Annotated in this window: 11 protein-coding genes and 2 pseudogenes; 7 read left to right on the plus strand and 6 right to left on the minus strand. The window is 70.6% G+C overall.

Features of this window, described 5'->3' with window-relative positions; all coding sequences use genetic code 11:
- The coding region (locus FHS34_RS37675; RefSeq protein WP_184974177.1) for a hypothetical protein at positions 1 to 446 on the minus strand (446 nt) is incomplete at its 3' end.
- Between the two features lie 258 nt (positions 447 to 704).
- Here FHS34_RS37675 and FHS34_RS37680 point away from each other — a divergent pair.
- The 5 genes and pseudogenes from FHS34_RS37680 to FHS34_RS42040 form a co-directional block, all read left to right on the plus strand.
- On the plus strand, positions 705 to 866 hold the full coding sequence (locus FHS34_RS37680) for a hypothetical protein (RefSeq protein WP_184974179.1): 162 nt from the start codon (positions 705 to 707) through the stop codon (positions 864 to 866).
- Positions 867 to 1,015: 149 nt separating this feature from the next.
- Positions 1,016 to 2,011: a GlxA family transcriptional regulator gene (locus FHS34_RS37685; RefSeq protein ID WP_184974180.1), complete on the plus strand. Its 996-nt coding sequence runs from the start codon at positions 1,016 to 1,018 to the stop codon at positions 2,009 to 2,011.
- A gap of 39 nt (positions 2,012 to 2,050) precedes the next feature.
- Positions 2,051 to 2,836, plus strand: a complete 786-nt coding sequence (locus FHS34_RS37690) for an MBL fold metallo-hydrolase (protein ID WP_184974181.1) — start codon at positions 2,051 to 2,053, stop codon at positions 2,834 to 2,836.
- A 1,126-nt stretch (positions 2,837 to 3,962) separates the two neighbouring features.
- A complete protein-coding gene (locus FHS34_RS37695) occupies positions 3,963 to 4,334 on the plus strand; it encodes a hypothetical protein (protein WP_184974277.1) in 372 nt (123 codons plus the stop codon).
- Between the two features lie 309 nt (positions 4,335 to 4,643).
- Positions 4,644 to 4,760: pseudogene (locus tag FHS34_RS42040) on the plus strand (hypothetical protein); the annotation flags it as partial.
- 74 nt (positions 4,761 to 4,834) lie between these two features.
- Here the strand turns inward: FHS34_RS42040 and FHS34_RS44255 are convergent.
- From FHS34_RS44255 to FHS34_RS37715, 4 genes are all read right to left on the minus strand, one after another.
- On the minus strand, positions 4,835 to 4,993 hold the full coding sequence (locus tag FHS34_RS44255; protein WP_372478659.1) for a hypothetical protein: 159 nt from the start codon (positions 4,991 to 4,993) through the stop codon (positions 4,835 to 4,837).
- Positions 4,917 to 5,216: a transposase gene (locus tag FHS34_RS44260; RefSeq protein ID WP_372478658.1), complete on the minus strand. Its 300-nt coding sequence runs from the start codon at positions 5,214 to 5,216 to the stop codon at positions 4,917 to 4,919. The genes FHS34_RS44255 and FHS34_RS44260 overlap by 77 nt, the downstream gene beginning before the upstream one ends.
- A gap of 149 nt (positions 5,217 to 5,365) precedes the next feature.
- Complete coding sequence (locus tag FHS34_RS37710; RefSeq protein ID WP_184974182.1) at positions 5,366 to 6,430, minus strand: hypothetical protein; 1,065 nt, start codon at positions 6,428 to 6,430, stop codon at positions 5,366 to 5,368.
- 174 nt (positions 6,431 to 6,604) lie between these two features.
- The gene (locus tag FHS34_RS37715) at positions 6,605 to 11,029 is read right to left on the minus strand and encodes a ricin-type beta-trefoil lectin domain protein (RefSeq protein ID WP_313149767.1); all 4,425 of its coding nucleotides are present in this window, start codon (positions 11,027 to 11,029) and stop codon (positions 6,605 to 6,607) included.
- Positions 11,030 to 11,590: 561 nt separating this feature from the next.
- On the opposite strand from FHS34_RS37715, the pseudogene FHS34_RS43005 reads away from it, so the two are divergent.
- A pseudogene (locus tag FHS34_RS43005) lies at positions 11,591 to 11,671 on the plus strand (lamin tail domain-containing protein); the annotation flags it as partial.
- A gap of 277 nt (positions 11,672 to 11,948) precedes the next feature.
- On the plus strand, positions 11,949 to 12,803 hold the full coding sequence (locus FHS34_RS37720) for a GNAT family N-acetyltransferase (protein WP_372478644.1): 855 nt from the start codon (positions 11,949 to 11,951) through the stop codon (positions 12,801 to 12,803).
- A gap of 8 nt (positions 12,804 to 12,811) precedes the next feature.
- Here the strand turns inward: FHS34_RS37720 and FHS34_RS37725 are convergent, their stop codons facing one another.
- The gene (locus FHS34_RS37725) at positions 12,812 to 13,066 is read right to left on the minus strand and encodes a hypothetical protein (RefSeq protein ID WP_184974185.1); all 255 of its coding nucleotides are present in this window, start codon (positions 13,064 to 13,066) and stop codon (positions 12,812 to 12,814) included.
- Between the last annotated feature and the right edge of the window lie 131 nt (positions 13,067 to 13,197).

A 13,197-nucleotide genomic window follows, 5' to 3' on the forward strand; every position in this document is an offset into this window, starting at 1 on the left:
TCCCGCGTGCAGTGGAGCAGGGGGCGCGTCAGCGTGTTGCTGTAGGAGGTGCCGTCGGGCCAGGCGATCTCGAAGCTGATGCTCAGCGTCGAGTCGGCGGGCGGGTAGTCGATCGTGTAGTTGAAGACGGCGTTTGCCCTGGCGGGGTCGTACTGGCCGAAGAGGGTGCCGTATTTGCCGGTGCCGGGGATGGTGTAGACGACGGTGATCTTGGACCCGGCGGGGTCGTGGTCGATGGATTCGAAATTCAGGCTGAGCCGGTCCACGGGCACGGCGACGGCCGTCTTACCGCTCCCGACGGTGTCTATGCCGCAGTGCTGGTCGATCCAGGGATCCCGCCCATCGATGCCGGCGAAGGCGGGCGACGTTCCGGCGGCGGTCAGGCCGATGAGTACGGCCAGACTCGCGATCAGCGCTCTCCAGGTTCTCCAGTCTCTCCAGGTCATCGCGGATGCTCCCTCAGATGGTCGGTGCCGACGGTGCCGTCCACTTGCGGCGGCAGAGACGCCGCCACGGGACACCCGGTTCCGGCTCCCGCCGCCAGCCGATCGCGGGTGCGGGCCAGGAACAGGCCGAGTGGGGTGCTCGGTGCGTCGGATGCTGAGGTGCCGGTGCCCAGCGCAACGGTGACCCGTCTCCAGCGGGCTGAACCGGCGGCGCCAGCGGCTGCGTGACGCCCTGCACACCGCGCTTCGCGCAGCTCAGTGCTGGCAGCAGCTCACCGAAGAGCCGACCCCGGGTTCGCTGCCGGCATCCTGGCCCTCCTCGCGCACGGCGTGAACCTGCGCTTGCGCGCCGGCGCGGACGCCCAGCAACTCCAGGCGACCGTCACGGCGGCGGTCACCGCCGTGACCCGCAGGCAGTGACCTGCCCGGCCCGCCGCGCCTTCGCCCCCTGAGTCATGCTGCCCGGACAGCAGGCGGGGCCGCCCCGGTCGCTCCGGCCGTGACCGATGGCTGAATGTGACAGAACCCGGTCGTTGCGGCCACGACCCTGGCGGCGGAAGGATCTGGGCATGCCCGAACCGCGCACCGTCGTCATCGCCGCGTTCCCCGGAGTCGAGTTGCTGGAGGTGACCGCCCCGGCGGAGGTCTTCTCCGTCGCCTCCCGCCTGGTGAAAGGCGACGCGCCCGCCTACCGGGTCGAGATCGCCGCCGCACAGGCCGGCCCGCTGCCGACCGCCGCCGGGATCAGCCTGGTCGCCGAGCGGTCGCTGGCCGAGGTGAGCCCGGGCGTCGACACCCTCCTCGTGGCCGGCGCCATGGACCACGCCGACGGCCGCTACCAGGCCGTCGTCGACCGGGACGTCGTCGGATGGCTGGCCACGGCGGCTCCGGCCGCACGGCGCGTGGGCGGAGTGTGCGCGGGCGTCCACCTGCTCGCCGAGGCTGGGCTCCTCACCGGCCTGCCGGCCACCACCCACTGGCTCACCGCCGGCCAACTGGCCGCACAACACCCGGACATCGCCGTCGACCCGGAGCCGATCTTCATCCGGGCCGGGCGGATCTGGACGTGCGCGGGCGTGACCGCCGCCATGGACCTCGCCCTCGCGATGGTGGCCGAGGACCACGGACCGGCGATCGCCCTCGACGCCGCCCGCGCCATGGTGATGTACGTCAAACGTCCCGGCGGACAGAGCCAGTTCAGCGTGCCGCTCTCCCTCCAGGCGAGCGCCGACGACCGCATCGACGAACTCCGCCGCTGGATCGACGGCCACCTCGCCGAGCGGATCCCGGTCGAGACCATGGCCGCCCGCATGAACCTGAGTGTGCGCCACTTCGCCCGGGTCTTCCGCGACTGCACCGGCCGCACCCCGGCCGGCTACCTGGAGGCGGTCCGGGTGGAGGCGGCCCGCCGCCTCCTCGAGGAGACCGCCCGCAGCCTGCCCGACATCGCCGCCGCCAGCGGACTCGGGTCGGTCGAGACCCTGCACCGGGCCTTCCGCCGCCGACTGGGCGCCACCCCGGCCGAATACCGGCGCCGGTTCCGCCCCCACGCCACCGCCCGCTGAACCTCATCACTCGCAGTCTTTCCCCTGAGGAGCACCCTGTTGTCCCGCACCAAGGTCGTCCCCATACCGGTCCTGGGCCGGCACGCCGTCAACGCCTACCTGCTGCTCGGCCGCCACCCCGTCCTCGTCGACGCCGGAACGCCCGGCAGCGGCCGGCGCATCGCCGAGCAGGTCGCCGCCCACGGCGTCGACCCGCAGGACGTCCGCCTCGTCGTCGTCACCCACGGCCACATCGACCACTTCGGCTCCGCCGCCGAACTGCGCCGCCTCACCGGCGCGCCGATCGCCGCCCACGCCGCCGACCTCGGCCCCTACCGCACCGGCCGGGTCCGCGAACCGTACCTGCCCACCGGGCCGATGGGACGGCTGATGGCACGCAACCCCAAGCTCCACGAACAGGCCGAACCCTTCGACCCCGACGTCCTCGTCCACGGTGAGACCGGCCTGGCGGACTTCGGCGTCGACGGCCGGATCATCCCCACCCCCGGCCACACCGCCGGCTCTGTCTCCGTCCTCACCGACGACGGCGACCTGGTGGCCGGCGACCTCATCGCCAACTCCTTCATGGGCCTGATACCCGGCCGCCCCGCCAACCCGCCCTTCCACGACGACCCGCTCGCCAACCTCGCCAGCCTCCGCGCGATGCTCGACCTCAAACCCACCCGGCTCCACGTCGGCCACGGCACACCGCTCGACCCCACCCGCGCCGGCCGCTGGGCGACGACGGAACAGCGCAGGCTCGAACGCCGATCCGCCCGCGGAAAGCTACGGGTCAGGCCCCAGGAACCCGACGGGGAACCGGCCCGGGCCGCCGAGCGAGCCTAGCCCCGAGCCCGCGGGCCGGCAGATCGTGCCCGCCTCCGAGACGCAGCGCCGGTGCGTACCGACGCCGGTCCGCGGCAAAGGGGGCCGGTGCAGCACGGGCGCGGCTGCACCCGTACTGCTTCACACCGCTGCTGCACGCCGATGGACGAAGCGCTGTCGCTTCCCGCCGGCTGCGGCGCGACACCGAGGCGTGCCGCACCACCGGCACTGCTGCGTCTGCTGCCCGCGTCACCGGCCCGTCGCTGCAAGCTGTGCCGCCTCTGCCCGATGCACGAAGAGCCTGCCCGGTCGCTACCAGCGGACAGCGGCATGAACGGGTTCAGGCAGTCTGGCGGCGCGCTCGGCCTCATCCCTTGGCACCGCTGCCGAACGCGCTGCCGCGCACCCCGGCGGCAGGGGCACGCTCGCGCCGCTCGCCCCGCAGACGTGGCAGGACCACAGGCCCTCCTCCCGCACGCCGCGCCCTGCTCCTGGCCGCCGGCTTGACCGGACACCTGCCCGTGCTCGGGGCCGCCGTGCGACTGCGCAGCGCGCAACACCGGCGACGGACGCGTCCGGACACCGGCCGGCGTCCCGCCCCGGGGAGACGGCGTCCACCGGTCCGCGCCGCGTTCGCCCTGCTTGTCGCCTCGGCTCCCGGCATCGAGGTCGTCGGCGAGGCCGGCACGGGCCGTAAGGCCATGGAACTGGTCCACGCCCGCCGGGCCGACCCCGTCGTCATGAACGTCCGCATGCCCGACCAGGACGGTGGCCGAGCCGCTCGGCGGCTCCCAGCGATAGCGAAGTGCTGCGTGCAGCACCCGATCCGCCGGCCCCGCGCTGACCTCGCCGAGCGCCTGGCCGACGTCATCCGTGCCTGCCGGCAGCCCGGCAACCGCGAACAGGCCGGGCGGCAGGCAGCCATCAGCACTGCGGAGCAGGGGCGCTGCGCCGGCCGGCTCGGGCGTAGTAGTGCCGGGGCGCCCGGGGGGCGGGCGTCGGGCGCGTGCCGAGCTCCGGTGCTTTGTGTTCGTCACATCCGGGCGTTTGGTCCAGTACGTAGCGGTCTGGGGGGTGTGGTCCCGGCAGAGTGGCGGTCGCGATGAGGTCCCGGTCGTCGGGGCATCACCGGACGTGAAGGAGCATGATGCGAGGCTTGAAGACTCTGGGGGCGGGCGCGTTGGTGGTGGCCCTGGCGTCGGGTGTCGGGTGGGCGGCGCAGGCGTCGGACAGCCAGGCGCCGGCCAAGCCGGAGGCGGCCCGGGCGGCGGCCGCGGTGGTCGACGGGTACCAGGTGGTGAAGCTGCCGAACGCGAATGTGCCGAACTTCCAGCGGCGGACGGTGTACTGCCCGGCCGGGAAGGTCGCCGTCGGCGGGGGCGCGGAGGCGCAGGGCGAGGACGCGATCCTCGTCGGCTCGTTCCCGACGGATGACGGACGCGGCTGGATCGGCCTCGGTCGGCAGACCCGGTACGGCGACGTCGGGATCTCGCTGTACGCGATCTGCGCCAACCGCTGATCGGCCCCTCCACTGCGCCCCGCCCTCCCCTCGAGGGCGGGGCGCAGTGCCGTCCGGGGGGCCGCTCTTCCCGGCCAGGAACACGACAGCGCCCCGCTCCGTGGTCCGAGAGGGCTGGTGCTCCGCCCGACTGTTCGGCGTCTCCCGCGGCGTCCGCCCCGGTAGCGTCGCCGCCGTGACTCCAGCAGATCTCGCGGCCGTCATCTCCGACGGCGTGCACACGGCCGTCCAGTCCGGACGCATCTCAGCAGAGGTGCCCAAGGAGATCCGCGAGGAGCGCCCCGCCACCGCAGCCACGGCGACTACTCGACCAACGTCGCCATGCAACTCGCCAAGTCCGCGAGTATCCCCACCTCATCGTCGACCGCCAGGGCCTGCCCCTGTCGATCGGCATCTCGGGTGGGATGCCGCGGACCAGCGGGATGAGGGCCTGGCTGTCGTGGAGGTTGGCGGCGGGATTTTCGATCCCTTCTTGCCGCGATCAGTCGGATTCGGTCCTGTCAGCTGCCCCCTTTGAGGGCCCGGACGCTGACCGAGTCGATCGCGCACCGCGACCAGTCCAGCTCACCTCGGGCACCGAGTTCATCCAGGACCAGGCGGTGAAGTTTGGCCCACACCCTGGCCTCGGTCCACTCGGTGAACCGGCGGAAGACCGTCACACCCGAGTCCAAAGCCTGGTGGCAGTTGATTCCAGGTGCAGCCTGAGGTGGCCACGAAGATGATGGCGGCCAGCACCTCGCGGTCCCCTTGCCGCCGGTGTCCTCCACCCTGAGGGCGGACCGGCGCCGACGGTACCACCCGCTGGAACAACACGGCGACGGCACGGGCGTACCCAGCGCCGCGCCTACGACAGTGGGGGACAGCGACAGTGTTCGCCGTCATGGCCGTGATCTTTTGGATCGTCTTCCTGGTGCTGCTGCTGGTGTGACGTCTCCCGGACGCCGCGGACCAACGCCCCACGTCACCTCCCGTGCCCGAGGCGCCGTCCCAGAGGAGGATTCGGGCCCGGTACGGCGCGGTGAAGGTGCACCTCAGCCCCCCTCCTCGACCACACCGATGACCTTTTGGAAGCCAGCGGCGAATGCCTTGCCCCCCGGATCGCTCTCCTCGCGAGCGACTTGCCGGAAGAGGCGGACGAGTTCCTGCCGGTCCTCGTCCGGCACCGGCTCCAACCGTCTACGCAACGTCCCCGTCCACGCCTCGGTGATCCGGGCAGCGTGCTCATCGTCGATGAGGTCCGCTTCGGCCAGCTCGATGCTGCCGAGCAGTGCCACGTACGCGGCCGCGAGTAGTTCGCGACGAGTCGCCGGTGTGCCGGTCACGATCAGCGGTGCCCGGGTGGCCAGGCAGAGCTCATCGGGGAGGTCGAGCAGCGACCGGTCCGCCTCCCAGGGGCCGCGGCACGCCATGTCCTGGCCGTACATCGCTTCGGCGAGCCTGCGCAGGACACGGGCGAGTTCCTGCCGGTCGTCGTCGGGCAGAAGGTACTGACCTTCCTGCACGATCCGGACGCCTCGCCCGGTGAGCCGGTCCCTGCCTTCCGCGCTGTCGCCAGCCGCCGGATCGGAATCGGTGCTGCTGGAGCGGATTGCCGCGATCAGGCCGAGCACGCCTTCCGCGAGGACGTGCTCGATGTACCACTGCCTCGGCAGCCGACCCGCGACATGCGTCCCCGGGGCGAGGTCGTTCAGCTCGACGGCGTCCTGAGTGCGGAAACCGACGAACGCGAGCACTCCTCTGATCGTCTCGTCCATGAGCGAAACGATCTGCGCACCGTGCGCGATCACTGGATCCGGGAGATCGAGCCCGTCCGGCTGCATGCGTGCGAAGACGGCCTCGGTCAGGGTCTCACCGGCGTTCCATTCGACATGGACGCCACCCGCCGGGCCATCGATGGTGTCGACGTGGACGCGAGCGCCGGCCTGCTGGCTGGCAGGGGCGCCGAGGGGTGACATGTGAGCTGGGAGCCCCGCACGCCGCAGCTCCAGGCATACCGACTCCGCCAGCGCAACCCACTCGGCGATGACCTCCTCCGCGGCGTGCGGCATGCCGTTCTGCTCGGCGTTGGCGCGTTTCTGAGGATCGATGTATGTCAAGGATTCTCCCGGGGAAACCGTCCCGCAGCGAATGGGCTTTGGATTGTCGATTCTGTCAGGGCGCGGGCAAAATCATCTGCCGCCCCAACGGACGGCAAAGGGCCTTCGAGGGAAGACCCCGTCGGGATGGGTGGTCTCGACGGGGCCCGACAACGGCTCGATCATCGGCCCAGGTCAGTTGGTTTCCTGCGCCTCCGAGTCCGGTGCGTTCAGCCGGGATCGCTTCAACCCCGTTCCGTTGGCCTGCTCGACGTAGCGCGCGAGAAGAGCCTTCGAGTATGACGCGATCTCGTCGGTGTAGGGAACGGAGTAGGTGATCGGGGTGCCCTCCTTGAGGGCCTCCTCGAGGGCGGTGGAACAGCCACCGCACGGCTGCCGTTCGGTGTACAGTGCTTCGATCTTCTTGGGATCGATATTTTTCGCCTTCAGCTTGTCAAGGATTTCCGTCTCGGAGTGACCGCTGAACTTGCTGTTGGCGATCAAGTAGTCACCTGTTTTGGGGTCGTTCCAACCAGGTACCTTCGCCACGGCCACGTTGTGATCTGCACCGTAGAACCCGTTCTCCACACGGTACCTGTATGCGAGGTGGCTCATCTCGTCGCTGTTGTAGAGGACCATCCGCAGCGGACATGCGCTGCCAAACACGGACTTGCGCGCGGAGAGCGGCGCACGCTGACTGCTGGTGCACGTCTTGACGAACTTGTCGAGAGCCTTGGAACCTATGCCGACCTTGGCCGCCTCGGACAGGCCGTCGAGGGCGCGGAGTGCCTTGAAGGCGTCCTCGAAACCGATGCCGGTCCTGGCGGCGGCATCGAGTGCCTTGACGGCGCGTGCGATCGGGGCGAGCAGGTTCTCGACCGGGGCGTAGGTGGCGATGCTCCAGGCGCAGGCGGTCTTGTCGCCGTGCCAGCAGTCCATGAGGTCTTCGGCGAAGAAGGCGAACAGGATCGATCCGGCCACGTCGCCGAAGAGGCTCTGCCATCCGGCGCGCATGATGTCCTTGCCGGAGAACTTGTGCTTCCAGCCGTCGATCTCGACGTCCTTCAGCGTCTCCCGCTGCAGGAACTGCCATGCCGACTTGGGGCAGTCATCGGCCGTGACCTCGGCCTGGCCGTTGATGCACAGGTAGAAGTCGGCTTCGTAGGTGACGACGAGGTCGTACTGCGCGTCGCAGCCCTGGAAGGCCGCTTCGGGCATGCCGGGGCAGGTGCCGATCTGCTTGCTGCTGACGATCTTGACGGTGGACTCGTCCGGGACGGCGAACACACCAGGGATGCCCGTACCGGCCCCCTGGGAGCGCTGCTTGTCCGCCGTCGCCTTCTCGGCACGGTCGGCGGCTTCCTGCGCCTCCTGCGCGTATTTCGCGGCGTCCTTGGCGGCCTGTTCGGCTTCGGTCGCGGCGGCGTCGGCGCGGGTGGCGGCGGCGCGGGCGTCCTTGGCGTCCTGTTCGGCCTGGCTGGCCGCGGAGCGGGCGGCTTGGGCGTCGAGTTCGGCGGCGTCGGCGGAGTCGCGGGCGTCCTTGGCGTAGCCCTCGGCCTTGCCGGCGGCCTTGTCGGCGGCGGCGGCGTCGTCGGCGGCCTGCTGGTCGTAGGTGATGGTGCGGGCCAGTGACGCCTGCGCGGCCGCGGCGGCCTTGGCGGCGTCGGCCGCGTAGCCCAGGGCCTCCTTGGAGTAGGTGCGGGCGTCGGCGGCGTACTTGGCGGCGTTGGCCGCGTGCTGGTAGGCCTCCTTGGCGTCGCCCTTGGCCTGGTCGGCGATGTTCTTCGCGGCGTCGGCCTCGGCGGCGGCGTTCTTGGCGTGCGCGTCGGCGACGGCCTGCTGCTGCTCCGCGATCGTCTTCGACGACTGGCCGGCCAGCACCACCAGGCCGGCGGTGGAGTCGGTGTCGACATACGGGGAGCCCAGCTCCACAGCATCATGGGCGGGCGCGGCGACCTGCTTGGCCGCCTCACCGGCGTCGACGGCCGCCTGGGCGGTGACGTGCGCGAACCCGGCCGCCTTCGCCGCGGCGGCGAGCGCGACACCCGCCTCCTTGTTCGCCGCGTCGGCCTGGGACTTGGCGTCCTTGGCGTGCTGCTCCGCCTCGTCAGCCAGCTTCACTGCCAGCTTCGCCTCGGACGCGGCGTGCTGCGAGGCCGTGATGGCGTCGGCGGCGGCGCTGGTGGCCGTCTTGACGGCCGCGTCGGCCTTCAGCTTGGCCGCCTGGGCGGCGTCCGCGTCGGAGCGGGCGCGCTTGGCGGCGGCTTCCGCGCGGGTGGCCGCGGCGTCGGCGTCGGCCGCGGCCTGGGTGGCGGCGTCGGCCTCGGAGCGGGCCCTGCCCGCCGCGGCCTCGGCGTTGTCGGCCGCCGTGTCCGCCTCGTTCGCCGCCGCCCGGGCCGCGGTGGCCGCATCACCGGAGTCAAGGGAGTCGGCGTAGGCCCTCTTCGCGTCCGCCTTGGCGCGCGCCGCGTCCGCCTTCTGTTCGGCGTCCCAGGCGTCGTCGCGCATCTCCTTGGCGTGGTCCTTGGCCTTGACCGCGTCGTCCCGCCGGTCCCCGGCGGTCTTCTCGGCGGCCTCGGCCTTGTCCTTGGCGTCCTTCGCCTTCGTCGCCTCGGACTCGGCGTTCTTGCGGTGCTCGGCGGCCTCGGCCCGGCTGGCGGCGGCGTTCTCCTTCTCCGCCTTGGCCGTCTTCTCCTCGGCCTCGGCCGCGAGCCGCTTGGCGTGCGCGTCGGCGGCGGCCGCCTTCGCATCCGCCTCGGCCTTCACCGCGACGGCCAGCTTGGCCTCCGCGGTCTCCTTGTCCTTCTTGGCGTTGTCCCGGTGCACCTTCGCCGCGTCCGCCGCGGCCTTGGCCTGCCACTCGGCCGCCTCGGCGGCCTTCTTGCGGAACTCCGCCTTCGACTGCGCCGCCTGCGCCAGCGCCCGCTGCGCGATCGTCGCGCTGTCACCGGCCGCGGCACGCGTCGCTGCCTCCGCCGTCTCACCGGCCTTCTCCAGCGCCGCCAACGCGGCAGCCGCACCCTTGGTCACCTGGTCCTTCTGCAGACCCACCAGGAGGCCACGGCCCCGCGGGGCGCCCGCCGCGTCCGCGATGCCGTACGCCGCCTGCAGCGCCGTGTCCGAGGTGGCCGCAGCCCTCTGCGCGGTCGTCAGCTGCGCCTTGACTACAGCGAGTTGCTTCTTCGCCTCCGCCTGCGCAGCAGTGATGCCGGCCTTTGCCTTGGCCACGTCGGCCGCCGCGGGGGCGCTGCCGGTGTGGGTCTTGGCCACGATCCTGAACTTCTGCGCCGTCGAGCCGTTGCACGTCGACGACACCGCGTCCTTGCCGATGTCGAACGTCGCCAGGTGCACGCATTTGCCGGTTGCCGCGTTCACCAGCGGGCCCGTGCTGCGCACGTCGAACTTCCACTGCTGCGCCTTGGCGCTGCCGCAGTCCTGGATCTGAACCTTCGTGCCGTTGGTGCTGGCGCCGTTGAGGATCTCCAGGCACTTGTTCGCATTGGTGTTGCGCAGCTGGTAGCCGTTGTCGTAGTACAGCTCCCACTTCTGGGCAACGCCGCCGTTGCAGGTGTTGACCTGGACCGGGGTGCCGTTGGCCTTGCTCGCACCCTGGACTTCGAGGCACTTGCCGGCAGCGCCCGGCACCTGGATCTCCAGTCGGCCGTCACGGATCCAGCCGAGGCCGCCCTCGGTGTAGTAGTCCAGCCACCGGGTGGAGTAGTCGGCGATCCACGACTGCCCCAGCAACTTGCCCAAGGCGAAGGTGCCGTCCTGCAGTGCCTTGTTGGCTGTGCTGCTGGCGGAGAGGATCTGGTTGCGCTGCGTGGCCTGGGCGGTGATCTCCTGCTGCCACTCGGCGGATGCCTGCGCTACCTCCTTGCCGAGCACCCGGTCGGGGTCGATCGGGTCGTGCCACGAGCACGAGGCGAACCGAGTCTTCAGGTCCTCGACCGCAATGCGGTACTCCGGGGTGTCCGGTGCCGGCGCGGTCCTGGGGAAGCCCCCGGAGGCCAGGAAGATGCGGGCGTCGTCGTCGAAGACCCGCGGGACGAAGAGCTGGTTGGGGACGATGGGGCCGGAGTTCTTCTTCCAGAGTTTCCAGGCCTCCTGCTCCTGGCTGGTGCCGCCGCTGGTGTACAGCGGGTCACCGATCGCCAGGGCCGCCTTCTTCGTCGCGTCGTCCGCCTGCGGTGACGGGTCGTAGAACGGCGACAGCAGTTCGGCCGGCTTCCAGAACGACTGATAGATCCAGGGAAGCAGACCCGTCTTGTCGAAGAAGTCCTCTTCCTCGGCGGAGCCGGGGTAATCGTCCAGACTCGTGACGGCGTTGCCCCACGACTGGCGCGTCGCCTCAGTCCTCTTCAACCAGGCGTCGGCGTCATCGCTGTCCTTCTGCCACGCCTGGGCGAACGCGCCGGTGTCATAGGTGCGGTCCGCCTTCTGATGGAGCTGTTCCGCCGGCAGCGGCAAGCTGGTAGTGGCCAGGCCGAACACATTCGGCCCACCTCTGCGCAGGCCGTCGGCCATCAGGCACTGGTCGAAGCGCAGTTGCTCGGCGGCCTTGGCGTCGAACCCATCGTAGGAGTCGGCGACCGGCCCGCTGCGCGGACCACCGGTCACGGCCGAAGCCGGCTGCACCGCTACGGTGGCGAGGAGAGCCAGCGAGACAAGCGGGACAACCGGCGCTGCTACGGCCCTCATCCATCTCCGACGTCTACCCTGATGGCGTACAGCTCTAGGTAACACGCGTATCCCTCCGCGTAAGGGGTGGCTGGTGTAGGCGCAGCCCAAGGAGGGAAACGTCGGCCCCATGCATGGGTTCCGTGTGGTGATGGCGCCCCCCGCGGACTCGCCGGACACTCCCGGACAAACAGACTGGTCAGGTCCACCCAGGAGCGAACGACACCATAGGCACGCCAGCGATTTCCGCGGCAAGAACGTTGCGTTCGCCGCAGCTACGTTGCGTAATCAATATGCATGCGATGGAGTCGCGCCGATCGTGTGTACGACTAGTGAAGGGCGCCTTGCCTACCCTTTACTGAAATCACGCTGGCGATCACCCTCTGTAATCATGAGATCAACATCACAGTCAATGTAGCGTCAAGGGAGCGGAAGGCCGGCAAGCGCTGCTTCGCTGCCGGACAGTCCCGCTGACCCTGCTTCCGCCGCAATCGGAATATCACCTTCCGCCACTACCGCCTGGACGTCCGCTCCACCGTCCGCGTCCACACCGGTGTCGGCCGCGACACCCGCACGGACTTGGCCTCCATTCACCCCCCCGTTAAGTGCTCCCCGCGCCCGCGGGGATGGTCCCGAGCACGTCGCCCGGGCACCGGGTGCGCAGCGGTGCTCCCCGCGTCCGTGGGGCTGGTCCCGTCTGATTCTGTCGGTGAGAAGCGGCCACGTGTGACGCTGAGTTCTGGGAACGCTTGGGGGCTCGCCCGCCGACACGTCGATGAGTTTTAGCAACACCTGGCGGGCTCCCGAGCCGTTCCGGACGGTCATTTTCGGATGCGGCATGCCCATGCTCCGTGGTGAGATGCGCGGCATGAGCGACTCGCTGTGTGCCCGTATCGAGCAGTACTACGCCGCCGTGCCACTGCTGTTCGCTGACGCCGAAGAGTTCGGCCCGTTGCGGCTGTTCGTGCGAAAGGAACCAGGAACCCCTTACTACGGTGGCCCGAGCCACGCTCAACCCATCGCAGAGAGCTCCGGGATCACCACCGCAGCTGACATCGCCCGGGTGCGTGCCCGGCAGCGCGAACTCGGTGTGCCGGAAGCATTCGAGTGGCTCGCCGAGGCAGCGCCAGCGCTTCGTGCCCGTGTCGAGGCCGCTGGCCTGCCGGTGGAAGAACGCCCGCTGATGGTCCTCGACCCGCACCATCCGGTTCCCCCGCAACCCCTGCCGGACGGTGTCACGCTCCGCGTGCTGACGGCCGACGACCCGGCCCTTCCCAAGGCACTCGCTCTGCCTCGCTTGGCTTTCGCCGAGCCGAGCGCCGCTGTTGGCCCGGCGGGCCCCGCGGAACTGTCGGCGGCTGCTGAGGAGCTGGCCGCGGACGACACGGTCGAGGTGGTCCGGCCCACGATCCGTGCCGGGCACAAAGCACTCATCGCTGCCCTTGCCCCAGACGGCACCCCCCTCGCTGCCGGCCACTACCACCCGGCAGGCGGCACCACGGAGATCGGCGGCGTCGGCACCCTCCCCACCGCTCGCCGTCAGGGCCTGGCCGCGGCCGTCACAGCGGCCCTGGCCATTCATGCCCGCAACCACGGGGTGCGGACCGTCTTCCTCGCCTATGCGGAGGACACCGTCGCCCGCATCTATGCGCGTTTGGGATTTCGGCCTGCGGACGTCACCCTTCTGATCGCCAACCAACCCGCACGGTCATAAGGTGCAGGTCACCGCTGGGCAGCGCGCCCCAGGTGGTGGAGGACCCGGCCGACCGGTGCGTGCAGGAACTCGGAGAGGTACCCGGCCTGCTCCCGGCTGATGGCGGCAGCGGGCAGACCGGTGGGCAGAGCGTCAGGGGTGGCGTCGGCGGGGAACTCCGGCAGTCCGGTGGCGAAGTAGCCGACGCTCGCACGCTCGAGGCCCCTCACGCGGCTGATGAGCAGCTCGGGCGCAGCTCCGTCCCATGCCCCGACGGTGTGCATCGACGACAGCGCACGGTACTGCCCCGCACCCGCAAAACCTCGTAGAAATCCGGCACGAAACCGCGTAGGCGCGCATGCCTTGGTGGGCGGCAACGGCGCGCACGTTGCTGCACGATGAACTGCGCGCTAGC

Source organism: Streptomyces echinatus, assembly GCF_014203595.1.
GTDB lineage: Bacteria > Actinomycetota > Actinomycetes > Streptomycetales > Streptomycetaceae > Streptomyces > Streptomyces echinatus.

Excerpts from the sequence above, each read along its gene's own strand:
- FHS34_RS37695 (WP_184974277.1), top strand. The coding sequence starts at position 3,963 with ATGCGAGGCTTGAAGACTCTGGGGGCGGGCGCGTTGGTGGTGGCCCTG.
- FHS34_RS37685 (WP_184974180.1), top strand. The coding sequence starts at position 1,016 with ATGCCCGAACCGCGCACCGTCGTCATCGCCGCGTTCCCCGGAGTCGAG.
- FHS34_RS37720 (WP_372478644.1), top strand. The coding sequence starts at position 11,949 with ATGCGCGGCATGAGCGACTCGCTGTGTGCCCGTATCGAGCAGTACTAC.
- FHS34_RS44260 (WP_372478658.1), bottom strand. The coding sequence starts at position 5,216 with ATGACGGCGAACACTGTCGCTGTCCCCCACTGTCGTAGGCGCGGCGCT.
- FHS34_RS37725 (WP_184974185.1), bottom strand. The coding sequence starts at position 13,066 with ATGCACACCGTCGGGGCATGGGACGGAGCTGCGCCCGAGCTGCTCATC.